Genomic DNA, 24,474 nt, shown 5'->3' with positions numbered 1-24,474 from the left:
CCCAACCGTGTGCTGGCCGTTGTCAGCGGCCCGCCCGTTCCCCGGACCGGGCCGATTCAAACTCCGAAGCGGCGGTGGCGGGCCGCGTAATCGCGCAGGGCGCGCAGGAAATCGGTGCGCCGGAATTCCGGCCAGTACGCCTCGGTGAACCAGATCTCCGAATACGCGCTCTGCCACAGCAGGAATCCGGAAAGGCGCTGTTCACCGGAGGTGCGGATGACCAGATCCGGATCCGGCTGACCGGAGGTGTAGAGATGCTGGCCGATGGCGTCGACGGTAATGGACTGCACCAGATCCTCGCCGGTCTCGCCCGCCGCCATCTCCTGGCGAACCAGCGACCGCACCGCATCGGTGATCTCCTGGCGGCCGCCGTATCCGATGGCCACGTTCACGTGGACGCCATTGCGGCCGTCGGTGCGCTTGGCCGCGTCGCGCAGCCGCCGCGCCATATCCTCGGGCAGTTGATCCAGCGCGCCCACGATGCGCACGGTGGAATTCTGTTCCGGCGCGGACAGTTCCTCCACCACATCGGTGATCACGTCGAAGAGCGTCTCCAGCTCCTCGCGGTCGCGGCGCAGGTTCTCGGTCGAGAGCAGGTACACGGTGACCATCTCGATGCCGACCTCACCGCACCAGCTCACCAGCTCGGCGATCTTGAGCGCCCCCACCCGGTGCCCGTGACTGATATCGGAGAAGCCGTTCTCCCGCGCCCAGCGACGATTGCCGTCGCACATCACCGCCACATGACGCGGATGTTGTTTGCCAGCCAGCTGCTTCGACAGCCGGGCCTCGTAGATGCGGTAGGGAAAACCACGCACCTGACTCGCAAGCTTCACGGCGAAAACAGTACGCCCCGCCGCGCGGCGGCGGGCTGACCGGGACAGTGCACGACATACCGCAGCGCCAGCCGTGACTCGTACCGCAGTGTGATGCGCGGCGCGTCTGCGACCCGCTAACCTACGGTACCGTAGGTTACTCAGGAGGTAACTGATGTCGGATACCGCGGTGCCCGCTCCGGTGGCGGACGTTGTCGAGGTATTGCTCAAACCGCGCATGCGGGGATGGATACATACGTGGGCGGTCGGTATCGCGGCCGTCGGGGTGATCGCGCTGGTGATCGCGGGCACCACGGTGTCGGCGACGGCGGCGTGGTCGACGCTGGTGTACGGGCTCACCGTCTGCGGGGTGTTCGGGGTCAGCGCCACCTATCACCGGGTGAACTGGAAGACCGATCGCGCCCGCATCCACATGAAGCGCGCCGACCACTCGATGATCTTCCTGTTCATCGCGGGCAGTTACACGCCCTTCGCACTGCTCGGGGTGGGCGGACGGTCCGGCACCGTCCTGCTGACCGTGGTGTGGATCGGCGCGCTCGCCGGGGTGGCCCTGAAACTGCTGTGGCCCACCGCTCCCCGCTGGGTCGGCGTACCGCTGTACCTGCTGCTGGGCTGGGCCATCGTGCCGGTCGCCGGAACCCTCACCCACAATGTCGGCCTCGCCCCGATGCTGCTGCTGCTCATCGGCGGCCTCGCCTACAGCGGCGGCGCGATCCTCTACGCCACCCGCTGGCCCGATCCGTGGCCCGAGGTGTTCGGCCACCACGAGTTCTTCCACGCGGCAACGGTCGTCGCGGCCCTCTGCCACTACATCGCGGTCTGGCTGGTCCTGCTGCGCTGACCTGATCACCGCATTTAGACTGTTGTCCACTCATGATCACCGGAGCAACCGCGCTGATCGCAGCGACACTGCCGAGTGGTGACGACTGATTTCGCGAGGATCGGGGTAACTCATCGGGCACGCCCACAATGGTTTCGGCTCCCAACCGCCGGCACGCGTCCACAGCCGCCGGCGGCTCTCGGCCGCGCGCTGACAACGCGGAGAGGCGAAGGTGTTGAGTCGGCTTATCCTGTGGGCGTTGCGGGCCGGGTGGGGCTTGGCCGCCGTGGTGATGGCGTGCAACCTCAGCGGCCTGGGCGTCATCGTCACCGAACTCTGGCTCGCCGGATACCTCGGCCGTCTCGGCCCGAACTGGCTGACCGCCCTCGCCCCCGCGGCGATCTATCCGACCCTCGGCGCGCTGGCCGGCATCGTGCTCGCGGTCCGCGACCGCAGCCACTACTTCGGCTGGCTGGACGAGCGCCGCAAGCCCACCGAATCCGAGGCGCGCCGCCTGCTGACACTGCCGATCACCATCACGGCGCGGGCGCTGGCCATCTGGTTGCCCGGTGTGATCATCGCGGCCGCGCTGTTCGCGAATGCCACCACCGGGCCGGATCTGGCCGTGGTGCTGGCCATGTTCACCTTCGGCGGACTGGAGTCGGCGGCCGTCACCTATCTCGTCGTGGATCGGCTCATCCGGCCGACCATTCCCACGGTGGCGGAGGTGGTGGGCGGCACCACGCACTGGAGTTCCACCGTGCTGGTCCGAGTATTGGTGACCTTCGCGGTGGCGGGAGCCGTCCCGCTGTTCATGCTCATCACCGTACTGGCCGATCCGGTGCCGTCGCCGGACGATCGGATTCGGACCGGCATCTATCTCGCCGTCGTCGGACTGTCGGCGGGTGCGGTGGCGACGGCGGCGCTGGCCCGCGCGGTCGCCACCCCCATGCACACACTGCGGATGGCGCTGGACCGGATCGCCCGCGGCGACCTCGACGTGCGGGTGCCCATCGGCAGCGCCAGTGAGCTGGGGCGGCTGGAACTCTCGGTCAACGAACTGGCCGCGAATCTGAGCGAGCGCGAACGCATGCGCACCGTCTTCGGCCGCCACGTCGGCGCGGAGGTGGCCGAGCGGGCACTCGCCGGGGGCGCCGACCTCACCGGCGATATGCGCGTGGTGACGGCGCTGTTCGTGGATGTGACCGGGTCGGTGGCGCTGGCCACCGAACTCCCTCCGGACGCCTTCGTGGCCAAGCTCAACCGGCTGCTGTCCACGGTGGTCGCGGCCACCGAGGACAACCACGGGCTGGTCAACAAGTTCGAGGGTGACGCCGCGCTGTGCATCTTCGGCGCACCGATCTCCCTGTCGGACAACGCCACCCCCGCCCTGCGCGCCGCCCGCCGCATTCGCGACGAGGTGGCGGCCGCCGGAGAACTCGACATCGGCATCGGCGTGGCGCGCGGCCTGGTGTTCGCGGGCGATATCGGAGCCGACACCCGCCTCGAGTTCACCGTCATCGGCGACGCGGTGAACGAGGCGGCCCGCCTCACCACCGAGGCCAAACGGGTGCCACGGCGCATCCTCGCCAGCCGGGCCGTCATCGACGCCGCCGCCGACTACGAACGCTCGCGGTGGACGCTGCACGAAACCATCCTGCTGCGCGGCCGCAAGAACCCGACCGACTGCTGGACGGATCTGGCCGCCCGGCGGGTCGCGGAGCCGACACCGCACGAAACACCTACCGACACAACCACCCTCGCCGAACCCGCCACCGAGACGAGCTGACCACGGCCCCCGCCGCAGTCGGTCCGCCCGCACGCCATCGGCCCACGCCGCCACGACCGCGAACACGGGTCCGGCTCGGCGGGTGGCGAAATACCGGTGCTGAGAGCGGCACAGCCGACCGGACCCGCTGCTATCCGGTGAAGGCGACCAGGACGCCCGGCAGGTCGGCATCGCGGGGACGGCCGGAAGCACCCCGAACCGCTTCCCAGCGCTCGAGCCGTACCCGGGCACGCGACCCGCTCAGCGGCGGCGCGCCCCCGGACGGCTGGATGGGGGCCGGGTAGCCGTGGCGCGGCGGGTGTGCGGCAGGTAGCGGTCGTTCAGAGCACGGGTCGTGTCCGCACGATTGGGCGGCGCGAACACCCCCGATCGACGGCTGTCAGTCATGCACGGTCATCGCCTCGAGCACCGAGTGCTCGTCGATCGCGCGCTGGACAGATTGAGAGGGACATGTTTCGGACTGTAGGCCCAGGGTCGGCGGTGGGCAAAACATTATGCGGACGGGGACCCTCGAGTGACGTGGGCGCACGGCATCGGAGCCAGCATCGGGGGCAGCGTCAGCGCTGGCCCGGACGCGGCGTCGAAACAGCACCGGACACCACGTCAGTGCTGGCCTCGGGAGTGCTGGCTCCGGACGCAGCGTCGATGCCGACCACGGACACAGCGTCCGTGCCAGCCATGGGCAGAGCGTCGGCAGCGAAGGACGCGCGTGTTCCCGTGGTTTCGTCGCTGGCCGGAATCGCCGGTGCGGCCCACCTGCCCCGGCCGACCTCGGCTCGCGGCGGGAGCTCATACCGACGGGTGACCCGCCTTCGATACTCGTGGGGGATCCGGTGCGCGGCCGATCGCGCGCACAGTGACGGACATGATCGAGAGCTCACCGCACGAGACCACCGAGGTCGCGCGTCCCCACTCGGTGACGGTGGCGCTGCATGCCGTGCTGATCGCCGTGTACTGCGGAGTCGGTGAAACGCTACTGCGGGCGGCCATGCTGCTCGAGCGACCCGAAGCCGACATCGACGGGCTGCTGCCCGCGTTGGCCATGCGCGCCGCGGTCTATCTGACCGTGGTCGTCCTCACGTTCCGCATGGCGGCCGGATCATCTTGGGCGCGTTGGACTCTCGTCGCCGGATTGGGAACGGCGGGTCTGCTGTCACTGCTCGCCGAACCGGTGCGGGCGGTGCTCACGGCACCGCATTTCGGCGAGCTGATGGTGGGCTGGACCACGGAATCCGTGGTGATCGGAGCCCTTCGCGCCGTCCACATCCTGGCCGTGCTCATCGCCCTCCCCGCCCTGGTCCGCGCTGGCCGATGATCCCGCGAGGCGCGCCCGCTCCGGCGACCTGCCGAGATATCACGCTGTACGGAACAGCGAACGGCCTCACATCGACGTGGGAGGGATCGCGTCCTTGCCGTGTTCGTCCGCGGTGGTTCAGCGGGCGAGCGAGTCGCGCAGGTCGTCGGGGGAGGTGACCGGGAGGTCGCAGACCGCGCCGCGGCAGACGTAGGCGGCGGAGCGGCCGGAGACGGGGTGGCGATCGGTGAGCAGCGGGGCACTGTCCGGGGCGCCGGTCACGATCACCGTGCCGCCGGGCGCGGATTCCCATGCGGTGAGCGCCAATCCGGCCGAGTAGCCCTGACTGTCGTCGGGTGCGACGGCGACGGCCACCTGGATGGGTCCGCGCACGGCGGCCTCGGCGACGGTCAGCCAGTGCCCACCCGAGCGGGGTGCGCGGGCCAGCACGATCGCACCGCGTTCGAGGGTGCGGTCCGCGAGTTCGCGGTAGCGCGTGGCACGCTCCGGATCGCTGAGTGCGGCGGCCGTGAGCAGCGCCTCGGCCATGGCGGAGGACCCGGACGGGGTGGCTCCGTCCAGGGGATCGCGTGGGCGGGCGACCAGGGTTTCGGCGTCGTCGGCGGTATCGAACCAGCTGCCGGGCGCGTCCGGATCGGCGAAGTGGGCGATGGCGGCGTCCAGGATGCGCTGCCCGTGGTCGAGCCAGGTGCGGCCGCCGACGGTCTGATGCAGTGACAGCAAACCCGTGGTGAGCCAGGCGTAATCCTCCAGCACGCCGGGCGCCGCACCCGCCACGCCGCCCAGCGAGGCCCGCAGCACCCGGTCGTCGACCACATGCACGTCCAGCAGGAACAGCGCGCACGCCTCGGCGGCCGCGATCCAGTCCATGCGGCTGTGCGCGCCGCCCGCCTCCGCCAGCGCGGTGACGGCCATGCCGTTCCAGGCGGTCACCACCTTGTCGTCGCGCTCGGGCTGCGGGCGGCGGTCGCGGGCGGCGCGCAGGGTCTCCCGAATGCGTTCGTAGCGTTCGTATTCGCCGACGGGTTCGCGGTAGCGGGTGAGCACGGAGGTGCCGTGTTCGAAGGTGCCCGCCGTGGTGACGCCGAAAAGCTCAGCGGCCCAAGCGCCGTCGATAGCGCCCAGGGCTCCGTTGAGCTCCGCCGGGGTCCACACGTAGGTCGCGCCCTCGACACCGGGCCGACCGGGCTCCAGATGCGTGTCGGCGTCCAGCGCCGACGCGAACCCGCCCTGTTCGGTACCGAGGTCGTCGAGCAGGAAATGCGCTGTCTCCCTGGCGATTCGCAAGGGCAGGGATTCCAGTACCCCGTCACGCTCGGCCGCCACCCGCCGGGCCAGGTGCGCGTACACCCGCAGCAGTTGCGCATTGTCGTAGAGCATCTTCTCGAAATGCGGCACCACCCAGGCGGCGTCCACCGAATAGCGCGCGAACCCGCCGCGCAGCTGGTCGTAGATGCCGCCCCGCGCCATGGCCTCCGCCGTGAACGTCACCGCGTGCAGCGCCTGCTCGTTCCCGCCGCGCTCGTAGGCCCGCAGCAGCCCCTCCATGAGCGCCGACGGCGGAAACTTGGGCGCGTTCCCGATCCCGCCCCGCTCGTGGTCCACCTCCCGCAGCACCGCCGCCACCGCGTGATCGAGCAGCTCCGGCCGGACCGTCACCGTCCCCTCGGGCAGCCCGCCCGACTGCTGCCGCAGCGCCTCCCCCACCTGCGTGGCGGCCCGGTCCACCTCCCCGCGCCGATCCCGCCAGGTCTCCGACACCGCCGTCAACAACTGGGTGAACGACGGCATCCCGTGCCGCGGCGTCTTCGGATAGTAGGTCCCGCAATAGAACGGCTCCCCCGCCGGAGTCAGAAAACACGTCATCGGCCAGCCCCCCTGCCCCGTCATGGCGACGGTCGCCGCCATGTACACGGCATCCAGATCCGGCCGCTCCTCCCGATCCACCTTCACGCACACGAAGTTCTCGTTCATGAGCGCGGCGGTGGCGGCGTCCTCGAACGACTCGTGCGCCATGACGTGGCACCAGTGACAGCTCGCGTATCCTACGGACAGTAGTATCGGCACGTCGCGCGCGGCCGCTTCGGCCAGCGCCTCCGCATCCCACTCCCGCCAATCGACCGGATTGTCGGCATGCTGACGCAGGTAAGGCGATGTCGCACTGGCCAATTGGTTCACGGTTCCAACCTCCCATGCCTGGTGAGCCCACAGCGTGACCCACGCATTACCTCGCAGGGCGAACGGTACGCGAACGCACAGCCGACATGCCGCCTTCCATCCGCCCCCGTTCCGACTAATGCGCCATCACATAGGACTAGTTGCATCAACATTGTCCCAATCGATCCGGTGGGCATGTCGTGGACCCCACCACAGCATTCTCGACCCGATGGGGCTGCTGCAGGATCGGGTGACGGTGTCACCCACCCCTCGGCGTTGCCACATGGCGACGCACGCCGCTTGCGGATACGCCTGTCGCCGCATCGTGGCTGTCTATACCTCCACGATGCGAATCTGCTTGCCACACAATTTGGTTAGGTCATCCACGTCCGAAGTCAAGAGCACGACCGGCTTCACTGCCCGCAGCGCCGTCGCGGCCACCACGGCGTCTATCGCGTACTTATGGCCGTGCAGACCAGCTTCGCGCAGTAGGTCGATCGCGTGGAATGCGATTTCGTCCGTAACAGGTTCGATCCGCAAGCGAGACAGGTGCCAGCGCCAACGATCGTTCTTGGCCCTCTTGTCGTATGCCTCGATGGGGGTGAGAGCACTGACGATCACCCGGAAGTCGTTGTCCTGTGCTTCACGGACGTACGCGGTGACCCTTGGATCCGCAACACACCACTTCGACAGTCCTTCACAGTCCAGAACAAGCGTTCCGGCGCTCAGTCGGCTTCGCGTGCGTGCCACCCGGTGTCCCCCTGCAACTCGGGCGAGGCTTTCACCTCACGGAACAGCGCCGTTGCCTCATCCTTGATTTCCCGCGAAATGACCCCGGCCTGTTCTTCATTCGCAAGCAACGCCTCCTCGAGCAGATCCCGCTCGATCTGACGCTCCACGGCGGCATCCACATAGGCCGAGAACCCCCGCGAGCCAACACGCTCCCTGACGGCTCGGATATTCCCTGCCCGCAGCGAGACGCTGACCTTCGCCGCCGGTCCGTGGCCCGGCGAGTAGTCCTCAGGTAGTGCAGTCACACCGCGAGTTTACTACTTGAAGTAGGAAACATGCTACCGGAAGCTGGTCCACGACGGATCTTTACCGAAGGGAACCCCAGAGAATGGCATCTACCTGCGAAAATATGACTAACAGCAGGCGGAGGGGGACGAAGTGGCACCCACCTAATCGGTTCCTGTGTCACAGCCGCCCACACCGACCACCGTCGTCGCGGCTCTCGGCCGAAGGAGGAGCTGGTCAGGGCAGGGAATGGAACAGTCCGGCGCTGACTCGCTGGATGGTGAGACACGCGTCCTCGCCATCGGGCCGGGAGTTCCGGAGGGTGAATACGAAGCTGCCGGCGGCGGCCGGGGTGACGATCAGGCAGCCGATATTGTCGCTGTCGGATACCGCGCGGAAAACGGCGAACTCGCGACCGTAGTACTCGCTGCGGCGGAGGTCCTTGTAGTTTCCGGGCGTGAGGACATAATCCATCGAGTCGCCCGAATGCGTCAGGATCAGGTCGAAGCTTCGATCGGTAGCGAGCCATTGGCAGGACGCGAACATCGATTCGGTCGTTCGCACCTCGGTCGCGGGATCCAGCCCCACTGCGACAACTTCGGATTCGGGGATCGAACAGGGATCCCAGAAGGCACCGGACGCGGGCTCCGTGGAGGGCGCGGTGGTGTCGGGACGCGTGGGTTCCGGCCCGGGGCTGTCGATCGGAGCGGGCGCGGGGGTGTCGGCACGCGTGGGTTCCGACCCGGGGCTGTCGATCGGAGCGGTGTCGGCACGCGTGGGCTCCGGTGCCTTGGTGCCGCCGTCGCCCACCGTCGTGGGCGCGGCGGCCGGAACCGTGGTGGTCCCGCCCGGAGCCGGTGCGCTGCCCGTGGAGTCGGTGGTGCAGCCGGCCAGCGCCAACGCAGCGCCACCCAGCACCGCTGCCATGCGGAGTGCGGTGGTCCGCGCACCGCCCAGGGGGCGCGGGGTGGCGTGGAATTCACGAGTTCGTGTCATGGTCGGCCGATACCTCCAGCTAGGCGGCCCGAAAGCGCGCTCCCGGAACCGGATTCGACAATCGCGCGGCGATGTCACCGTATGGCGCGAACCGGGACCGCACTATCGGTCGAATGCCCTATTCGCCAGTCGGTGAGCACCTCACCCCCGCTGGCTCGCCCAGCCGAACAGCGGCAGCGGCGGGTCCATGACGCCGCGCTGCTGGAAGGCTGGCGTTCCCGTCCGGTCGCGGTGGCGGCCATGACCTGGGTCGCCATGGCCGCCACCGCCGATGGGCGAGCTGGCCGACGCCGATGGGCGAGCTGACCGACACCGGTGCGCGAAGCTGACTGGCCCCGGTGCGCGAACTGACCGACACCCGTGCGCGAGCTGGCTCACCCGCTGGGCGAGATTCGACCGCCGCCCGCGACGGGCGGCGGTCCGGCCGGGTCGGTTACGGCACGAAGACCTCGGCCGTGGCCGGGATGGAGGGCCGGTCGGTCCGCACGGTGAGCTGCACTCGCCCGGACCCGGTGTGCGCCACCAGGATTGCCGGTGCCGAGCGCTGGCCCGCGGGGACGAACTGGCTGACGCTGCCGGACTGACCGGTGTCGAGGTTGTGCCAGTCGACGACGGCGGTGACATCGCAGGCGAGGAACTGCGGCCCCCAGTAGCCGACGGGCGAGAAGCCCTGGGTGATGCGCAGGACCACCGCATGCGTGGCACCGGGGGCCTCGGAGTACTCGTAGAGCGGGCCGTCGAAGGCGGTGCCGCCGGTGGTGAACATCCCGGCACAGAATCCGTTGCCGAGGGTCCAGGTGGGAGCGAGGTTGAAGCTGTTCTGCTCACAGGAGCGCGGCTCCACATTGGACCAGCCGAGCTGGCACGGGCTGCCGGGGTGCTCGGCATTGGCTGGTGCGGCGGCGACGGCCACGCCGGCGCCCAGGAAGGTGGCGGCGGTCAGGTACCGGATCGTGCGTTTCATGGTCGTACTCCACTCGACGTCGGGCGGTTGTCTACGAGCTGTCGTGCACTGCTACCGGCGGTGTCTACCACGGTTGTCGATCACGCCGGACACGACGGGCCGACCGGTCGGCCTGTATCAATACCGTCGGCCGCACGAGACGGCGTGTTACCCACCCCGGTGACCACCCGTTCGAATCCGAACCACGCGCTACTCCCCCGACGCTCCGGAAGCGTCGCGCACACCCGTGGCGGCCTCGATGACGCGGACCACCCGAGCCGGGTCGTCGATCATCGGCACGTGACCCACCCCGGTGAGCACCTCGAACCGCGCCCCAGGCACCCGTTCCCGCGCGATAGCCCCGTTGACGTCCAGCGGCAGGATACGGTCATGCTCCGACCAGGCGATCGTCATCGGGCACGGCACCGGGTCCAGGGGTGCGATCTCCTCGGTGGAGGACAGGATGTCGCCCGTCACCGCGCAGCCGACGAGATCGCGCACGACGGCGGTGGCGTCCGCGCGGGACAGCCGCTCGCCGTGCTGGGCGACCGAGCGCAGCACCAGTGTGCGCACCGGCGCAACGGCCAGCCCCACCGGCGCGAGAGTGTGTGTGGCCGAGGCCAATCGAGCCAGCCACCGCAGGATCGTGGTGCCGTGCGTCTGCTCCTCGTCTCCGGCCGACCAGAACCCGGCGGGCGACAGCGCGCAGACGGTGCGCGCCCGACCACGCCGGGCGAGTTCCACCGCGATCCACCCGCCGAGCGAGTTACCGGCCAGATGCGCGGTCTCCCAACCCTTCTCATCGAGCAGCCGCTCCATATCGTCGACCAGGTCGCGCACTCGCACCGGCCGCCGCTCCGGTGGCGGGCCGCCCCGATGCCCGCGCAGCGTCGGGGCGAGCACGTCGTGGCGTTCGGACAGGCTGGGCGACAGCTCCTTCCACGCCCGCCCCGACATGGTCACGCCGTGCAGCAACAACAGTGGCGGCTTCGTCATCTCGGCTCCTCCCGATCAGCTCCCCGCACTGTATCGCCGAGCGATGTCACACCTCGGCCGACCGCGTCGTCAACCTGTCGAAGCACCACGAACCCGAACAGGAAAGAGAAGACGATGACCCGGTTCGCCCTGTACGAGAACGAAGTCGCCGCCAAGTTCACCAAGCGCCTGGTGACCGCGGCCCGCGTGATCGACGAGTCCACACTGCCCATGGCCACCCAGGAGCTGGTGAAGATCCGCGCCTCCCAGATCAACGGCTGCGGAATGTGCCTGGATATGCACACCAAGGACGCGGCGCACGCGGGCGAGACGCCGCTGCGCCTGGCCATGGTCGCCGCCTGGCGCGAGTCGACGGTGTTCACCGAGGCCGAACGCGCCGCCCTAGCGCTCACCGAGGAAGGCACCCGCCTGGCCGACAACGGCCGCGGCATCTCCGAAGAGACCTGGTCCGAGATCCGCAAGCATTACGACGACAACCAGATCGGCGCACTGATCGGCCTGATCGCCACCATCAACGCCTGGAATCGCCTCAATGTCATCGCGGGGCTGCCGGGCGGGGAGTACGTGCCCGGCCAGTGGTGAGAGCCGATCGCACGGCCGCTCCGGCACCCGCCGCAGCGGAGGGAGGCCCGCTCGGCTCGGGCCAGTACGCGGCCGTCACACCGTTCGACGCGTGGACAGAGGAGTGGGACGCACGCAGTGACCGCGGCCGAGCCCGAGTGCCCAGCACACCGGTAGGCCGCGCCGTACCCACCAGTCGCACCGACCAGGGTCGCATCCGAAACGCCGCACGCCGCCGCCTGCGCGTCCTGACTTCGGGAGCCGGGAAGACGGCCCCGCGACGAGCGTGCACCATGCGCGGAACGATTCACGCCGCCCGGATCGGGGTGCGGCGCAATGCCTCGAGCAGATGCCGGACGGCCGGGGTGGGTGGGCCGGGCGGCACGGCGAGCGCCGTGGTCACCGACAGTCCGGTCAACGGCACGATCGCCACCCCGTGCATGCGCGGCAGGGTGGAGACCGCGTAGAACACCGTCCACGACGGTGTGCCGGAAGCGATCTCGGCCAGCGTCTGCTGCAAGGTGGTGAACGGCGGACCGGCGGGCGGGGCGATACCGGCGGCCCGGCACGACTCGGTGATCAGATCGTGGAACGCGGGATTGGCCGCACGGGCCGCCAGTCGCAGGGGAATTCGCCCCAGCTGATCGAGCCGCAGTCCGGGATGCGCGGCGAGGGGGTGGGCGGCGGGCAGCGCCACGTACAGCGGATCGTCCCAGACCTCGAGCACCTCGAGGCCGGGCGCGTGACGCAGGGCGCGCACCAGCGCGGCATCCAATTCACCCGCCCGCACCGCGGCCAGCCGCTCGGCCGGAGGCAGCCGCCGGGGGCGCACCCGCAGGCGTGGTGCGATTCCGGCCAATTCGTTCAGGGCGCGGTAGACCCGGTCGTCGGGCGCGTGGAGGGTGCCCACTCGCAGTACGCCATCGGCCCCCGCCGCGATATCGGTCGCGACCTCGCGCACGCGGTCCGCAGCGGCCAGCACGGCCCGCGCCTCCATCAGCAACCGCTCCCCCGCCCCGGTGAGCCGCACATGCCTGGTCGACCTGTCGAACAGGCGCACCCCGAACTCGCGCTCCAGTCGCGCGATCTGCTGGCTCACCGCCGACTGCACGATGGTCAACCGCTGCGCCGCCCGGCCGAAGCCGCCCTCCTCCGCCACGGCCACGAAGTATTCGAGCTGCCGCAGTTCCACCGTGCCTCCGACCGATCTGGATTCGTGATCACTGTGTGCGGCAACCGCTTCTGGTTCCCGCTTTCTTCCCGAGGTGCACTGATATCGGCACCGAACGAAGGAGCACACCATGTCGTCCACCACCGCCGACGCCCTGATCGTCCCGAACGCGACCGCCGAAACCGTGACACTGCCGCACGGCGGCGCCTTCCACCTGCTCGCCGAGGCCGGTGACACCGCGGGCGCGCTGAGCGTCAACCGACTGACCCTCGGCCCCGGCGCGGACGGCGCCGCACCGCACTGTCACGCCCGGTCCGCGGAACTGTTCTACATCCTCGACGGCACCATGGAGTTCTACCTCGACGGTCGATCCACGACCGTGACGGCGGGCAGCCTGATCATCGTGCCGCCGGGCATGCCGCACGCCTTCGGCGCGGCACCCGGATCGACGGCCGACGTGCTCATCGTCCTCGGGCCGGGAGTGGACCGGTTCGAATACTTCCGCCAGCTCGGCCGCATCCGACACGGACAGGCCGAATTCGCGAGCCTGCTGCCGGAGCAACAGCGTTACGACGTGTACTTCGTGCCCGGTGTGACCTGGCGTCAGAGTTGACGATCGTTGCGCGGCAGCACTATTCGGCGTCGAGCCGGGAGACCGCGTCCGGCTGGACACCGGTGCGGCGCGCGCACCGGCGGTGTCGATATCGCCGCCCGGTCGAGCGACGACATCCGCAGAGGTGTCGCCGCCCGCCCGCCGAAAATCGGATGCGACGTCCGGGTCGCTACCACTACAGTCGTCCACCGCGCCCGAGTGCACAGGTACCGGCTCTCAGGGCGACCAAACTTCCGCTACGCACGATCGGAGCCCGCGCCGGATGTCCGGCACGGGCTCCGATCGGGTCGGGCGACGCTCAGGAAGCGCCCGAGGATTCGTTCTTCAGGCCCTGCTCGACCGTCTTCGCGTCGGCGTGCACCGCTCCGGGGTCGGTGCCCTCGTCCGCCGCCTGGTCCGGTTCCGGATGCTCCGGGGAGAAGGTGGCGGGCAGATTCTTGATGTGCTTGTTCATGCTCCAGATGAGCAGCACCGTGCCCGCCAGCAGCACCAGGACAATGACGAGGCCCAGCGGAGACGCCTTGCCGAACTCCGGACCGGTCGGGGTGCCGGGGGTCTGGGCGAGCAGGGCTGTGATCATCGGGGGGCTTCCTCGTCGGCGTCTTCGATTCCGGCGAACAGGTCGGTCTCCGGGATGGCGGTGCGCACCCGGGTCTGGGCGAGCTCGAACTCCTCGGTGGGCCACAGCCGCTGCTGCATCTCCAGTGGAATCGCGAAGAACGCGCCGTTCGGGTCGATCTGCGTGGCGTGCGCCCGCAGGGCGTCGTCGCGCTGCGGGAAGTACTTGGCACATTCGACCTGGGTGGTGACCCGAGCCATGATATCGCCGCGCTCGGCGGCGTACTTGCGCATGCGGTCCATCCAGTCCTGCATGGGGAACGGTTCGCCGATGCGCTCGTACTCCTCGGCGAACAGTTCCAGCCGGGCCAGGCTGAAGCCGTGGTTGTAGTACAGCTTCAGCGGCGTCCACGGCTCGCCCGCGTCGGGGAAGCGCTCGGGATCGCCCGCGGCGTCGAACGCGGCCGCCGACACCTTGTGGCACATGATGTGGTCCGGGTGCGGGTAGCCGCCCATCTCGTCATAGGTGGTGATGACGTGCGGCTTGAATTCGCGCACCACCTTCACCAGCGCCTCGGTGGCCTCGTCGAGGGGCACCAGCGCGAAGCAGCCCTCGGGCAGCGGCGGCAGCGGGTCACCCTCGGGCAGCCCGGAGTCCACGAATCCCAGCCAGGTCTGCCGGACGCCGAGCGCCTTGGCCGCCTCCGCCATCTCCTCGCGGCGCACGTCGGAAATCCGGTCGAGAATGCCGGGGATGTTCATGGCGGGGTTCAGGATGTCGCCGCGCTCACCGCCGGTGAGGGTGACGACGAGGACCTCGTGCCCTTCCGCGGCGTAGCGGGCCGTGGTCGCCGCGCCCTTGCTGGATTCGTCGTCGGGATGGGCATGCACCGCCATGAGGCGAAGTCCGCTCACTTCTCGTTCACCTCACCGATCACAGTCTTCACCTCAATGCTCTCCGCCGGGTAGTCCAGGCAGGGGGTGTCAGATCTTCATTCCCTATAGTTCCATCCGATTGTTATTTGTTCCGACCTACCCCCCGGGAGCGCGCAGTGGTGATCCAGAGACCGGCCGACCGGTACGGAACAGCACCGCGCAAGGCCCCCCGATCGGTCCTGATCCTGCTCGGCGTTCTGGTCGTCGTCGCCGGTCTCGTGGTCGCCTACCTGGGCTATCGCCAGTACGGACCGCAGGACATCGTGGCCGAGCGCATCGGCTACGACATCATCGACGACTCCACCGTGACCCTCGACTTCAAGGTCACGCGTGCGGATCCGAACAAACCGGTCGTGTGCTACGTTCGGGCATTGGACCCCGACCAGGTCGAGGTCGGCCGCCGCGAAGTGCTGATCGCGGGCTCAACGGACAAAACCGTCCGGATCGATACCGTCATCCGCACCTCGGCCCGTACGGGCGCGGCCAGCGTCTACGGTTGTAGCGACAAGGTACCCGCCTACCTGCACGCTGGCTGAAAAGTCCGGTAAGCGACCCGCTTTGGCGCTTCTACCTGCGCATTTCCGAATCGTGCTAAAATGATCCGACACACGGTTCCGGACCTCGGAGCCGTGTTTGCTGCATTGGCGGCCAGCGCTGTCGGGTACCTCCCCCAGAGATCGCTCTAGCCGCTCACTGTCGCTGTGCCCGCTCGAGGCGGTTTCGGCGACGGGTATCAGGGAATCCCGGCATGCCGGGAACAACTACTAGGGAGTGATCGAGATGACTGAGACGAACGTGACCTGGCTGACCCCGGAGTCGCACGAGAGGCTCAAGGGCGAACTCGACGCGCTCATCGCCAACCGTCCGGTCATCGCGGCCGAAATCAACGAACGCCGTGAAGAAGGCGACCTCAAGGAGAACGGCGGCTACCACGCCGCGCGTGAAGAGCAGGGCCAGCAGGAGGCGCGCATCCGCCAGCTGCAGGAACTGCTCAACAACGCCAAGGTGGGTGTGCCGCCGAGCAAGTCGGGTGTCGCCCTGCCGGGTTCCGTCGTCAAGGTCTACTACGACGGTGACGAGACCGATACCGAGACGTTCCTGATCGCGACCCGCGAAGAGGGTTTGGGCCGCGCCGACCTGGAAACCTACTCGCCGAACTCGCCGCTGGGCGGCGCTCTGATCGACGCCAAGGTGGGCGAGACGCGCGAGTACACGCTGCCCAACGGCAACACCATGAAGGTGACGCTGGTCAGCGCGGAGCCCTACCACAGCTGACGACCGACCGCATCGAGCATCGCGGCCCCCGGTCCTCACCGACCGGGGGCCGCACTCGATAGTGGGCGCGCACAGCACAATTCGACGAACCGAATACCGCGATGACCGCGGGGCGGGTCGCCCGCCATATGGCACGGCCGGCCCGGGAGGTGCCCCGCTTGTCGAACACGAAACGGCCGCATCGGATCTCATCCGATGCGGCCGTTTCGTGTACATGGGGCCTCCGGTCAGGCCAGCGCCTGCTCGATATCGGAGAGCAGGTCGCTCACATCCTCGATGCCCACCGACAGCCGGACCAGGTCCGCCGGAACCTCGAGGGCCGAGCCCGCCGTCGACGCGTGCGTCATCGCGCCGGGATGTTCGATGAGCGATTCCACGCCGCCCAGCGATTCGGCCAGGGTGAAGATCTTGGTGCGGGCGCAGAAGTCGAGCGCCGCGTCCTTGCCCCCGTGCAGGCGCACCGAGATCATGCCGCCGAAGCGCCGCATCTGCTTCTGCGCCACGGTGTGCCCCGGGTGCTCCGGCAGCCCCGGGTAGATGACCTGGGCGATCTTCGGATGGTTGGCGAGGAATTCGGCCAGCGTCTCGGCATTGTCGCAATGCCGGTCCATGCGCAGGGCCAGCGTCTTGATGCCGCGCAACGTCAGGAAGGCGTCGGTGGGGCCGGGGACCGCGCCCGCGCCGTTCTGCAGGAACGCGAACTTGGCGTCCAGCTCCTGGTCGTCGGTGATGAGCGCACCGCCGACCACATCGGAGTGCCCGCCCAGGTATTTGGTGGTCGAGTGGATCACGATATCCGCGCCCAGCAGCAGCGGCTGCTGCAGATAGGGCGAGGCGAAGGTGTTGTCCACCACCAGCTTCGCGCCGCCCCGATGCGCGACCTCCGCGATGGCTGCGATATCGCCGATGTTCAGCAGCGGATTGGTCGGGGTCTCGATCCACACCAGTTTGGTGTTGGGGCGCATGGCCCGCGCCACCTCGTCGGCGTCGCTCACCGCGGCGACCGAGTACTCGATGCCCCATTCGGTGAACACCTTGTCGATCAGCCGGAACGTGCCGCCGTAGGCGTCGTTCGGGATCACCAGGTGATCGCCGGGCCGCAGGGTGGCGCGCAGCGCGCAGTCGGTGGCGGCCATGCCGGAGGCGAACGCCCGCCCGTAGCTGCCGGACTCCAGCGCCGCCAGATTGGCTTCGAGAGCCGTCCGGGTCGGGTTGCCGGTGCGCGCGTACTCGTAGCCGCCGCGCATTCCGCCCACTCCGTCCTGGGCGAAGGTGGAACTCGCGTAGATGGGCACGTTCACCGCACCGGTCTGAGGGTCGGGGTCGAACCCGGCGTGCACGGCCCGTGTGGAGAAACCCAGCTGATCGCTCATGAGCCGAGTCTATTGCGCGTGCCGATCGCCCCGAATTCGCGGTGGGTGCACGCCGCGCGGCGGCCGCGGTTCGTCTCGGTGACGATCCGCCGCCGCGATCGGCCGGTGGTGGTAGTACTGGGCTCATGAGCGATGCGAACGCCGACACCCCGCAGCCCGACGCCGACGTCATCGAGCTGGCCACCAAGATCTTCGACCTGGCCCGCCAGGGCGATGCCGCCACCCTCGCCGCCTACCTGGACGCGGGCGTCCCCCTCGACCTCACCAACGCCCGCGGCGACGGCCTGCTCATGCTCGCCGCCTACCACGGCCACCGCGACGCCACGAAGGTCCTGCTGGACCGCGGCGCCGACCCCGACAAGACCAACGACGCCGGCCAGACCCCGCTCGCGGGCGCGGTCTTCAAGGGCGACGCCGACCTCATCCGCGACCTCCTCGCCGCCGGAGCCAGCCCCGACGCCGGCGCCCCCACCGCCCGCGAAGCGGCCGAGATGTTCGGCCAAACCCACCTCCTCGAACTCTTCGGCCCACGCGCCTGATCACCGTTCGACACCGCAACCCGCCGTGTACACATCACGTGTACACTTCAGGTATGTCCGAGATCAGCATTCGTGAGCTACGCGCCAACCTCGCCCGTTATGTCACCGAGGCGCAGGGCGGGGAGGAAGTGATCATCCTCCGGGACGGCGCTCCCGCCGCGGCGCTGGTTCCGCTGGAGATGGTGGAAGCGTTCGATGCCGCCGAGGACGAGATGCTCGCCCGCATCGCTCGCGATCGGCTGGCCGCGAACGAGCCGACCGTCTCGATGGCCGAGGTGATCGCGGACCTGTTCGGGGAAAGGACGTGAAGTACCGCTTCGAATGGGATCCGGCCGCCCGCCGCGAATTGCGCGCCATCGCTCTTGCCGATGCACGCCGCATTCTGCTGGCGATCACAGCGCTGGGCGAGGACCCGTATGCACCCGAGCTGGACGTCCGAAAGCTGACCGGAGCGGACGAACTGTACCGCCTGCGGGTAGGCCGTTTTCGCGTTATCTACCGGGTCGACAACGGCATCCTCGTGATTCTCGTGGTCGCGGGTGGCTGGCGACGCGACATCTATCGAGGGTTGTGATCGGGGGCGTTGTGGCACCGGGCTCACCCTCATAGGCTGGCGCAATGGTCACCGTAGACGAGCTGTTCGCGATCGAGTCCCTGCTGTCCGCCGAGGAGACCGACATTCGGGATACCGTGCGGGCCTTCGCGGCGGAGCGGCTGCGGCCGAATGTGGCGGACTGGTTCGAGGCGGGCACCTTCCCGGTTCGGGAGATCGCGCCCGAGCTCGGGAAGCTGGGGCTGCTCGGCATGCACCTGGACGGGTACGGGTGCGCGGGTACCTCCGCGACGGCGTACGGACTGGCCTGCATGGAGCTGGAGGCCGTGGATTCCGGTGTGCGGAGCATGGTTTCGGTGCAGGGGTCGCTGGCCATGACCGCCATCCACAAGTACGGGTCGGAGGAGCAGAAGCAGCGGTGGCTGCCGGGGATGGCGTCCGGTCAGCTCATCGGCTGCTTCGGATTGACCGAGCCGGATTTCGGGTCCAACCCGGGCGGTATGCGGACCCGGGCCCGGCGCGATGGGGACGACTGGATTCTCGACGGCGCCAAGATGTGGATCACCAATGGCTCGGTGGCCGACGTGGCGATCGTCTGGGCGCAGACGCAGGAGGGTGAGCGACAGGTCGTCCGCGGGTTCGTAGTCCCCACGGACACACCGGGTTTCAGCGCCCGCGAGATGCATCGCAAGCTGTCGCTGCGTGCCTCGATCACCGCGGAACTGTCCCTGGACGGCGTCCGTCTGCCCGCCGACGCACTGCTGCCGGAGGCGCGCGGCCTGGCCGGACCGCTCGGCTGCCTGAGCGAGGCCCGGTTCGGCATCGTCTTCGGCGCACTCGGCGCGGCCCGCGACTGCCTCTCCGCCGCAATCGATTACGCGCGCACCCGGGAGGTCTTCGACAAACCCCTGGCCGCCTACCAGCTCACCCAGGCCAAGCTGGCGGATATGGCCGTCGAGCTCGGCACCGGCCAACTGCTCGCCCTGCACCTGGGCCGACTCAAGGACCGCCACGAGATCCGCCCCGAGCAGATCAGTGCGGGCAAGCTCAACAGCACCCGGGTAGCCATCGCCATCGCCCGCGAATGCCGCACCATCCTCGGCGCGAACGGCATCACCCTGGAGTATCCGGTGCTGCGGCACGCCAACAACCTGGAGTCGGTGCTCACCTACGAGGGCACGGCGGAGGTGCATCAACTGGTGCTCGGCGAGGCGCTCACGGGGTCCAAAGCCTTCCGCTGACGCGACCGGACACCCCGACACAGCCGCCCATCGCCAGGACCGTCGTCGAAACGCGCCTCCGGCACCTTCGTGCGGAATCGGTCGGTGCGCGGAAACTCACAGTGGCGAATGCCCGCCGATTGCTAGCATGAGCGGGTGTTTTTGCTCGGCTCCGCGTTGCTCGAAGTGTCGGCGCGCAAGACTCTGAAAAGCCTGCACCGGACGCACGGAGCTCCGGCGACCCTGGCCGCTTCCGCCTACCCGGCGGTCTCGGCGCTGGTCGACCAGCACGCCGCCGCCGTCCGCGACATCATCGACCTGGGTGTGGAGAATTCCGGCAATGTGCCGGTGAGCGTCCTGCTCGCGGGCTATGCGCGCGGTCTGCTGGACAATTTCCGCGAACTGAGCGGAGCCCCCGCCACGCCGCACGACTGGATCGCGGCCGACTGGCTGCACCTGCGGCTCGCGGGCGTGTGTCAGCTCGCGCACAGCGCCTGAGACCACCGCCGCCCACTCTCCGGTATCGGAGAACGCCCGCCCGGCCGAATCGTTCGCCCTGGTCCCGCACCCGCCCGGCGGGCCGCCGCCCGCTGCCGCGGCAACCGATCCAGCGACCACGACACTCGTCGCCGACGACGTGGGAGTCTGCCTCTCCACGGCCGCCACCGCCCCCGCGATGCCTCTCCACCGCCGCCACCGCCCCCGCGATGCCTCTCCACCGCCGCCCGCGCCGTGTGCTGGCAGCGTCCACGCCACCGCGCCGACTTGTCCCAACGGTCGGCTGCCGGGCATTTGCGCACGGCCCGACCACTCCTCCGGATCGCTCGATTCCTTCCCGGCAGCGCATCGGCCGCGCACGGAAGGTGCGCGGCCGATGCTTTCGGACCGTGTATTTCGAGCTGTGCGAGCCGCCCGTACGAAGCCGCTGCGGGCAGTGTCCTCAGCGGTCGACGGAAGGATCGTCCCAGCCGGTATCGCCACCGGCCGGGCCGGAGTAGCGCCCCCGGCCGCCCATCGGCGGATCCTGGCGGTGCCAGCCGGACACATCACCGCCGCCGTACTGTCCGCCGCTGTAATCCATCCGCTCACCGCCGGACCCCAGCTGACCGCCGCCGTATCCGGACTGCCCGCCGCCCTGGCCGGACTGCCCGCCGTAGCCGCGCTGTTCGGATCCGCCCGAACTCGGTTGCGCACCACCGTATCCCGGCTGCGCGCCGTAGCCCGACGCACCGACCGGCTGGTCTGCCCACTTACCGGGCGGCATCTGCTGCCCGGACGTGGACCGCTGCCGCGCGGCCTCCCGCTGCCGGGCGGCGTCCTCCCGGCCGCGCTGGTACGCCTGCGCGTGTCCCTTGAGTTCGGGCATCTCGCCCTCGATGGTGTTCAGCCAGCGATCCCAGCGCTGCTGCATGGGCCGCACCAGACCGCCGCCGAAGCCGACCACCAGCACGCCGCCGATGGTGGCGAGCACGGTGATGAGAATCGGCATGGTCACCGAGGTGCCGACCCCGATCTGGTTCAGGGCGGCGATGATGCCGATGCCCCAGATGAAGACGGCCGCGACCCGGCCCAGCATGCGCCCGTATTCGAGCCCGCTGAGCATATTGGAGACCAGATCCTTGACCGCGCTCGCGATCGCGCCGGCGATGCACACGATGACGATGGCGACGAAGGCCCGCGGCAGCCAGGCCACGATGCCGTTGAGCATATCGCTGACCGGGTTCGGCCCGAAGGCGCCGAAGCCGAGTTGCAGCGTGATCAGCAGGATCGCGTAGTACGCCAGTTTGGCGAGGATATCGACCGCGTCGTAGCTGCTGTTCTCGAGCATCCGATTGATGCCGCCGCGCTCCACCATCCGGTCGAAACCGATCCGGTGCAGTATTCGTGACACCAGCTTGGCGACCACCTTGGCCACCAGCCAGCCGACGACCAGGATGACCAGGAAGCCGGCGAGTTTGGGCACGAACGTGGCGACGGAACTCCAGGCGTCGGAAAGCCCACCCTGGATATCGATAGCCAGACTCGAGGAGTTCATCAAACCCCATCCCTTCGCTATCTGTTCCAGCCGGGTTGCCAGAACTTCGCTCCAAGGGGGGTTATACCCCTGAACGAACACCCTAAATGGCAGTTTGCGAAAAAGTTGCCAAATAGGGTGTTCGAGGGCCGCGACGGCGAGTTGTCAGTACGCGCCGAAGACGTTGTCCATCGATCCGTAGCGGGCGGCGGCGTAGTTGCAGGCCGCCACGATGTTCGCGACCGGATCCCACACGTCGTACGGGGTGCCGGGGACGTGGTAGGCGGCGAAGGTGGGGTCGATCACCTGCAGCAGGCCCTTGGACGGGATGCCCATGGCCGCATTGGAGTCGTACAGGTTGATGGCCTGCGGATTGCCGCTCGACTCCCGGATGATGTTGCGGTAGATGCCCTCGTAGCTGCCCGGGATGCCGTGCGCGCGCATGATGTCCAGCGCTTCGCGGATCCAGCCGTCGAGATTGTTCTCGTACACCGGGGCGGGGGCCGGCGCGGGCTCGGGAGCCGGGGCCGGAAGTTCGGGGGCGGGCATCGGCGCGGGAGCGGGCGCTTCGGCGGCCTTTTCGGCCGGAGCGGCGGGCTCCGCGGTGGCCGCGAGGGTCTCGGCGAGCGAGACCTTCTGGATCTCGGAGGAGCTGGCGTTGCCGCCCGCGGTGGCGATGGCGCCGAAGACGCCCACGGCGAGCACGGCGGCACTCGCGGTGCGGGCGGCGGCAACCACCTTGCTACGTTTATGCGGGCAGCGCAGAGCGGTCAGGGTGTTGGTGGGCATGGCGAAGTTGGATTCCTATTCGGTCTCGGCCGTCGCTTGGCCTGGAAGACAGCGCGCCACACCGGGCGAGCGCCGGGGCGGCGCTCGTCGGACGCGCTATCGGTCTGTTGTGGGAGCTGCGTTCAAACCCGTTGCGGGCGAAGAGGAATCAATTCCTGTGCAGCGTGCGCGAGGCGTTCAGTGCGGGACGCGGGCGGCCGCTGCGGCCGTGGCGCCTCCCGGCGCCGGCGTCATATTCGTTTTCCGCATAGGCGTTGGAACTCCTCGCGTCGATCAGACTTGTGGTCTGTTTCTGACAAGGTCACAGCCTGATTGCGCTACATGAACACTGCCTGAACCACAGTTGAACTACAGGTGAACCACGCGAGTGTAAGTCTCGCTCACCTGCTCGAATTCCAGCCCTGACCTGGTCATCCTGTTCCAAACTGAAAGTGATGCAGCTCACTTAGAAAGTTATCGCATCGCGCTGGACATGAGCCCGAATCGCCGGATTCTCGGCGTGTCGCGATCGTTTGGCTAACGGTTCGGACGACGCCGGGCCACGGTCGCGCGGGGGCAACGTCTCGATTCCGAGCCGGTCGTAGTCGCCTACGCCGAGCCGCAGGGCCGGGGCGCACCGCGCCGCTACCGGGCCGATGGCAAGGGCCGACAGCCGCGGTTCACCCCGCGAACCCGCGGTAACTCACCGTATGCGCGAGCACGCCACACCGGTGCCCGGCACGGTCTCACCGGCAAGCGGGCCGCAAGCAGCGCGGAATCGCCGGGTCGCGCGCGACGGCCAGGCGTGGGCCACGGTCCAGGTTCACGCGGCCATCCGGACCGGCTCGGGCAGCACCACCGCCCGCTCGGGTTCCGGATCGGCGCGGCGGCGCAGCACGCGCATGATCAGCGGGAGCAGCAGCACCATGAGCAGCAGGCGCACGCTCTGCACGCTGGTGATGAGGGGCATGTTCGCGTCCATCCCCTCTCCGGTGGCCAGGACGGCGTTGATGCCGCCCGGAGTGGTGGCCAGGTAGAGGTCGGACAGCTCCAGGTCGACCACCCACGCCAATCCGAACGCCAACGCCGCGACCAGTCCGGACAGCGCCACGATGGCGGCCGTCATGCCGGGGATCATGCGCGCCATCTCGACCACCACGGCGCGGGTGAAGCGGGTGCCGACCTCGAAGCCGATGAGGACGAACAGCAACTCCTTCAACAGGTTGGTGGGCGCGTAGCCGTGGCTGATGCCGAGCGCGGTGAGCACGGCGGTGACGAGCATGGGGCCGATGAGCGCCGGGCTCGGCAGCCGCAGCCAACGTCCGAGCCGAAGACCGATGAGGCACAACATGATCGCTATGGACAGCCCGGCGACCTGATCGCCGCGGCCGACGATCATCCAGGACGGCAGATCGGGATCGGTGACCGCGCCGCCCAGCACCGCCGCCCCGTAGCTGCCGCGCTCGCCGTCGTCCAGGAACGCCGCCAGCGCGGGCGCGGTCAACGCCACCAGGGCGACCCGCAGATACTGCATGAACGCCACCCGCCGCGGGTCGGCCTCCAACTCGTCGGCCACCGACACCACCGCCGCCGACCCGCCCGCCAGCAGTCCCAGCGTCGCAGTCGGCAACTCCACCTTGGCAATTCGCGCGAACACCAGCGCGATGAGAATGCTCACCAGCACCGTCGCGGCGGTCACCGCCAGCACCGGCAGCAGATCCCATCCGATCGAAACCAGCAGCGAGACTTCGAGATAGCTGCCCATGAGCACACCCAGCATGGCCTGCACGCCGAGCGACACCTCCCGGGGCAGCGGCGCGGGCAGCCGACCCAGCAACGCCAACCCGGCTCCGATGACGATCGCCACGATCATCTGCGGCGCGGGGAACCGGACGCGTTCCAGCAGCTCGGCGAGACCGAGCACCGTGCCCAGAAGGGCCGCCCACGAAACCACCTGCCACCGGCTCATGCGTGCTGATCGTTCTCGCCGAGTATGAACAAGCAGTAACACGGTAGTTATCGCC

Annotated in this window: 27 protein-coding genes; 13 read left to right on the top strand and 14 right to left on the bottom strand. The window is 68.9% G+C overall.

Annotated elements, in window-relative coordinates:
* Nucleotides 1–56: 56 nt before the first annotated feature.
* Nucleotides 57–836 (bottom strand): isoprenyl transferase, encoded by a 780-nt coding sequence (locus QJS31_RS28340; RefSeq protein ID WP_143979466.1) that lies wholly within the window; start codon nucleotides 834–836, stop codon nucleotides 57–59.
* Between the two features lie 154 nt (nucleotides 837–990).
* On the opposite strand from QJS31_RS28340, the gene QJS31_RS28335 reads away from it, so the two are divergent.
* The 3 genes from QJS31_RS28335 (at nucleotide 991) to QJS31_RS28325 (ending at nucleotide 4,760) form a co-directional block, all read left to right on the top strand.
* Nucleotides 991–1,677, top strand: a complete 687-nt coding sequence (locus QJS31_RS28335; RefSeq protein WP_282777704.1) for a hemolysin III family protein — start codon at nucleotides 991–993, stop codon at nucleotides 1,675–1,677.
* A 211-nt stretch (nucleotides 1,678–1,888) separates the two neighbouring features.
* Nucleotides 1,889–3,445, top strand: a complete 1,557-nt coding sequence (locus tag QJS31_RS28330) for an adenylate/guanylate cyclase domain-containing protein (protein WP_306358148.1) — start codon at nucleotides 1,889–1,891, stop codon at nucleotides 3,443–3,445.
* Between the two features lie 865 nt (nucleotides 3,446–4,310).
* Nucleotides 4,311–4,760, top strand: coding sequence for a hypothetical protein (locus tag QJS31_RS28325; RefSeq protein ID WP_282777700.1), 450 nt, complete (start codon nucleotides 4,311–4,313; stop codon nucleotides 4,758–4,760).
* Between the two features lie 117 nt (nucleotides 4,761–4,877).
* Here QJS31_RS28325 and QJS31_RS28320 read toward each other — a convergent pair whose 3' ends face one another.
* The 4 genes from QJS31_RS28320 to QJS31_RS28305 all read right to left on the bottom strand — a co-directional run bounded on the left by QJS31_RS28320 (nucleotide 4,878) and on the right by QJS31_RS28305 (nucleotide 8,930).
* Complete coding sequence (locus QJS31_RS28320; RefSeq protein WP_306358147.1) at nucleotides 4,878–6,938, bottom strand: thioredoxin domain-containing protein; 2,061 nt, start codon at nucleotides 6,936–6,938, stop codon at nucleotides 4,878–4,880.
* 312 nt (nucleotides 6,939–7,250) lie between these two features.
* Nucleotides 7,251–7,667, bottom strand: a complete 417-nt coding sequence (locus tag QJS31_RS28315; protein ID WP_306358146.1) for a type II toxin-antitoxin system VapC family toxin — start codon at nucleotides 7,665–7,667, stop codon at nucleotides 7,251–7,253.
* Nucleotides 7,643–7,954: a hypothetical protein gene (locus QJS31_RS28310; RefSeq protein WP_306358145.1), complete on the bottom strand. Its 312-nt coding sequence runs from the start codon at nucleotides 7,952–7,954 to the stop codon at nucleotides 7,643–7,645. Before QJS31_RS28310 ends, QJS31_RS28315 begins: the two co-directional genes overlap by 25 nt.
* 217 nt (nucleotides 7,955–8,171) lie before the next feature.
* Nucleotides 8,172–8,930 (bottom strand): DUF3558 family protein, encoded by a 759-nt coding sequence (locus QJS31_RS28305; RefSeq protein WP_306358144.1) that lies wholly within the window; start codon nucleotides 8,928–8,930, stop codon nucleotides 8,172–8,174.
* A gap of 132 nt (nucleotides 8,931–9,062) precedes the next feature.
* On the opposite strand from QJS31_RS28305, the gene QJS31_RS28300 reads away from it, so the two are divergent.
* Nucleotides 9,063–9,236 carry a hypothetical protein gene (locus QJS31_RS28300; protein WP_306358143.1) on the top strand — a complete coding sequence of 58 codons (174 nt, stop codon included), beginning with the start codon at nucleotides 9,063–9,065 and terminating at the stop codon, nucleotides 9,234–9,236.
* A gap of 127 nt (nucleotides 9,237–9,363) precedes the next feature.
* Here QJS31_RS28300 and QJS31_RS28295 read toward each other — a convergent pair whose 3' ends face one another.
* Complete coding sequence (locus QJS31_RS28295) at nucleotides 9,364–9,894, bottom strand: hypothetical protein (RefSeq protein WP_306358142.1); 531 nt, start codon at nucleotides 9,892–9,894, stop codon at nucleotides 9,364–9,366.
* A 189-nt stretch (nucleotides 9,895–10,083) separates the two neighbouring features.
* Complete coding sequence (locus QJS31_RS28290; protein ID WP_282785496.1) at nucleotides 10,084–10,869, bottom strand: alpha/beta fold hydrolase; 786 nt, start codon at nucleotides 10,867–10,869, stop codon at nucleotides 10,084–10,086.
* A gap of 114 nt (nucleotides 10,870–10,983) precedes the next feature.
* Here QJS31_RS28290 and QJS31_RS28285 point away from each other — a divergent pair, with 114 nt between their 5' ends.
* Complete coding sequence (locus tag QJS31_RS28285; RefSeq protein WP_306358141.1) at nucleotides 10,984–11,451, top strand: carboxymuconolactone decarboxylase family protein; 468 nt, start codon at nucleotides 10,984–10,986, stop codon at nucleotides 11,449–11,451.
* A 286-nt stretch (nucleotides 11,452–11,737) separates the two neighbouring features.
* Here the strand turns inward: QJS31_RS28285 and QJS31_RS28280 are convergent, their stop codons facing one another.
* The gene (locus tag QJS31_RS28280) at nucleotides 11,738–12,622 is read right to left on the bottom strand and encodes a LysR family transcriptional regulator (RefSeq protein ID WP_306358140.1); all 885 of its coding nucleotides are present in this window, start codon (nucleotides 12,620–12,622) and stop codon (nucleotides 11,738–11,740) included.
* A 109-nt stretch (nucleotides 12,623–12,731) separates the two neighbouring features.
* Here QJS31_RS28280 and QJS31_RS28275 point away from each other — a divergent pair, with 109 nt between their 5' ends.
* Nucleotides 12,732–13,214, top strand: coding sequence for a cupin domain-containing protein (locus QJS31_RS28275; RefSeq protein ID WP_282785499.1), 483 nt, complete (start codon nucleotides 12,732–12,734; stop codon nucleotides 13,212–13,214).
* 298 nt (nucleotides 13,215–13,512) lie between these two features.
* Here QJS31_RS28275 and QJS31_RS28270 read toward each other — a convergent pair whose 3' ends face one another.
* Both QJS31_RS28270 and mca read right to left on the bottom strand, forming a co-directional pair.
* Entirely contained in the window at nucleotides 13,513–13,794 is a 282-nt protein-coding gene (locus QJS31_RS28270; protein WP_282785500.1) for a hypothetical protein, read from the bottom strand.
* On the bottom strand, nucleotides 13,791–14,669 hold the full coding sequence (gene mca / locus QJS31_RS28265) for a mycothiol conjugate amidase Mca (protein ID WP_029931338.1): 879 nt from the start codon (nucleotides 14,667–14,669) through the stop codon (nucleotides 13,791–13,793). Before mca ends, QJS31_RS28270 begins: the two co-directional genes overlap by 4 nt.
* A gap of 155 nt (nucleotides 14,670–14,824) precedes the next feature.
* Between mca and QJS31_RS28260 the strand changes: the two genes are divergently transcribed.
* Nucleotides 14,825–15,244 (top strand): DUF4307 domain-containing protein, encoded by a 420-nt coding sequence (locus QJS31_RS28260; RefSeq protein WP_282785501.1) that lies wholly within the window; start codon nucleotides 14,825–14,827, stop codon nucleotides 15,242–15,244.
* A gap of 244 nt (nucleotides 15,245–15,488) precedes the next feature.
* Nucleotides 15,489–15,983 carry a transcription elongation factor GreA gene (gene greA, locus QJS31_RS28255; protein WP_029931336.1) on the top strand — a complete coding sequence of 165 codons (495 nt, stop codon included), beginning with the start codon at nucleotides 15,489–15,491 and terminating at the stop codon, nucleotides 15,981–15,983.
* A gap of 227 nt (nucleotides 15,984–16,210) precedes the next feature.
* Here greA and QJS31_RS28250 read toward each other — a convergent pair whose 3' ends face one another.
* The gene (locus QJS31_RS28250; RefSeq protein ID WP_143979451.1) at nucleotides 16,211–17,356 is read right to left on the bottom strand and encodes a cystathionine gamma-synthase; all 1,146 of its coding nucleotides are present in this window, start codon (nucleotides 17,354–17,356) and stop codon (nucleotides 16,211–16,213) included.
* Between the two features lie 125 nt (nucleotides 17,357–17,481).
* On the opposite strand from QJS31_RS28250, the gene QJS31_RS28245 reads away from it, so the two are divergent.
* The 5 genes from QJS31_RS28245 (at nucleotide 17,482) to QJS31_RS28225 (ending at nucleotide 20,166) form a co-directional block, all read left to right on the top strand.
* Nucleotides 17,482–17,895, top strand: coding sequence for an ankyrin repeat domain-containing protein (locus tag QJS31_RS28245; RefSeq protein WP_039817048.1), 414 nt, complete (start codon nucleotides 17,482–17,484; stop codon nucleotides 17,893–17,895).
* A 53-nt stretch (nucleotides 17,896–17,948) separates the two neighbouring features.
* The gene (locus QJS31_RS28240) at nucleotides 17,949–18,203 is read left to right on the top strand and encodes a type II toxin-antitoxin system Phd/YefM family antitoxin (RefSeq protein ID WP_280354738.1); all 255 of its coding nucleotides are present in this window, start codon (nucleotides 17,949–17,951) and stop codon (nucleotides 18,201–18,203) included.
* Entirely contained in the window at nucleotides 18,200–18,469 is a 270-nt protein-coding gene (locus tag QJS31_RS28235) for a type II toxin-antitoxin system RelE/ParE family toxin (protein WP_306358139.1), read from the top strand. The genes QJS31_RS28240 and QJS31_RS28235 overlap by 4 nt, the downstream gene beginning before the upstream one ends.
* A gap of 44 nt (nucleotides 18,470–18,513) precedes the next feature.
* Nucleotides 18,514–19,689 (top strand): acyl-CoA dehydrogenase family protein, encoded by a 1,176-nt coding sequence (locus QJS31_RS28230; protein WP_306358138.1) that lies wholly within the window; start codon nucleotides 18,514–18,516, stop codon nucleotides 19,687–19,689.
* A 135-nt stretch (nucleotides 19,690–19,824) separates the two neighbouring features.
* Entirely contained in the window at nucleotides 19,825–20,166 is a 342-nt protein-coding gene (locus QJS31_RS28225; RefSeq protein WP_282786020.1) for a DUF6401 family natural product biosynthesis protein, read from the top strand.
* 442 nt (nucleotides 20,167–20,608) lie between these two features.
* On the opposite strand, the gene QJS31_RS28220 is transcribed toward QJS31_RS28225, so the two are convergent.
* The 3 genes from QJS31_RS28220 to QJS31_RS28210 form a co-directional block, all read right to left on the bottom strand.
* On the bottom strand, nucleotides 20,609–21,703 hold the full coding sequence (locus tag QJS31_RS28220) for a hypothetical protein (RefSeq protein ID WP_282786080.1): 1,095 nt from the start codon (nucleotides 21,701–21,703) through the stop codon (nucleotides 20,609–20,611).
* 144 nt (nucleotides 21,704–21,847) lie between these two features.
* A complete protein-coding gene (locus QJS31_RS28215) occupies nucleotides 21,848–22,471 on the bottom strand; it encodes a transglycosylase SLT domain-containing protein (protein WP_039817050.1) in 624 nt (207 codons plus the stop codon).
* An 802-nt stretch (nucleotides 22,472–23,273) separates the two neighbouring features.
* On the bottom strand, nucleotides 23,274–24,419 hold the full coding sequence (locus QJS31_RS28210) for an AbrB family transcriptional regulator (RefSeq protein ID WP_282786079.1): 1,146 nt from the start codon (nucleotides 24,417–24,419) through the stop codon (nucleotides 23,274–23,276).
* Between the last annotated feature and the right edge of the window lie 55 nt (nucleotides 24,420–24,474).

Origin of the sequence: Nocardia sp. CC213A, from assembly GCF_030766805.1 — a bacterium.
In the GTDB taxonomy this organism is placed as follows: Bacteria; Actinomycetota; Actinomycetes; order Mycobacteriales; family Mycobacteriaceae; genus Nocardia; species Nocardia otitidiscaviarum.
The sequence above is the reverse complement of the archived record's forward strand: the minus strand, read 5'-3'. Positions and strand labels throughout refer to the sequence as shown.

Coding starts and splice junctions, on each gene's coding strand:
- QJS31_RS28335 (WP_282777704.1), top strand. CDS start 991: ATGTCGGATACCGCGGTGCCCGCTCCGGTGGCGGACGTTGTCGAGGTA.
- QJS31_RS28325 (WP_282777700.1), top strand. CDS start 4,311: ATGATCGAGAGCTCACCGCACGAGACCACCGAGGTCGCGCGTCCCCAC.
- QJS31_RS28305 (WP_306358144.1), bottom strand. CDS start 8,930: ATGACACGAACTCGTGAATTCCACGCCACCCCGCGCCCCCTGGGCGGT.
- QJS31_RS28295 (WP_306358142.1), bottom strand. CDS start 9,894: ATGAAACGCACGATCCGGTACCTGACCGCCGCCACCTTCCTGGGCGCC.
- QJS31_RS28290 (WP_282785496.1), bottom strand. CDS start 10,869: ATGACGAAGCCGCCACTGTTGTTGCTGCACGGCGTGACCATGTCGGGG.
- QJS31_RS28285 (WP_306358141.1), top strand. CDS start 10,984: ATGACCCGGTTCGCCCTGTACGAGAACGAAGTCGCCGCCAAGTTCACC.
- QJS31_RS28275 (WP_282785499.1), top strand. CDS start 12,732: ATGTCGTCCACCACCGCCGACGCCCTGATCGTCCCGAACGCGACCGCC.
- QJS31_RS28270 (WP_282785500.1), bottom strand. CDS start 13,794: ATGATCACAGCCCTGCTCGCCCAGACCCCCGGCACCCCGACCGGTCCG.
- mca (WP_029931338.1), bottom strand. CDS start 14,669: ATGGCGGTGCATGCCCATCCCGACGACGAATCCAGCAAGGGCGCGGCG.
- greA (WP_029931336.1), top strand. CDS start 15,489: ATGACTGAGACGAACGTGACCTGGCTGACCCCGGAGTCGCACGAGAGG.
- QJS31_RS28250 (WP_143979451.1), bottom strand. CDS start 17,356: ATGAGCGATCAGCTGGGTTTCTCCACACGGGCCGTGCACGCCGGGTTC.
- QJS31_RS28245 (WP_039817048.1), top strand. CDS start 17,482: ATGAGCGATGCGAACGCCGACACCCCGCAGCCCGACGCCGACGTCATC.
- QJS31_RS28240 (WP_280354738.1), top strand. CDS start 17,949: ATGTCCGAGATCAGCATTCGTGAGCTACGCGCCAACCTCGCCCGTTAT.
- QJS31_RS28230 (WP_306358138.1), top strand. CDS start 18,514: ATGGTCACCGTAGACGAGCTGTTCGCGATCGAGTCCCTGCTGTCCGCC.
- QJS31_RS28220 (WP_282786080.1), bottom strand. CDS start 21,703: ATGAACTCCTCGAGTCTGGCTATCGATATCCAGGGTGGGCTTTCCGAC.
- QJS31_RS28215 (WP_039817050.1), bottom strand. CDS start 22,471: ATGCCCACCAACACCCTGACCGCTCTGCGCTGCCCGCATAAACGTAGC.
- QJS31_RS28210 (WP_282786079.1), bottom strand. CDS start 24,419: ATGAGCCGGTGGCAGGTGGTTTCGTGGGCGGCCCTTCTGGGCACGGTG.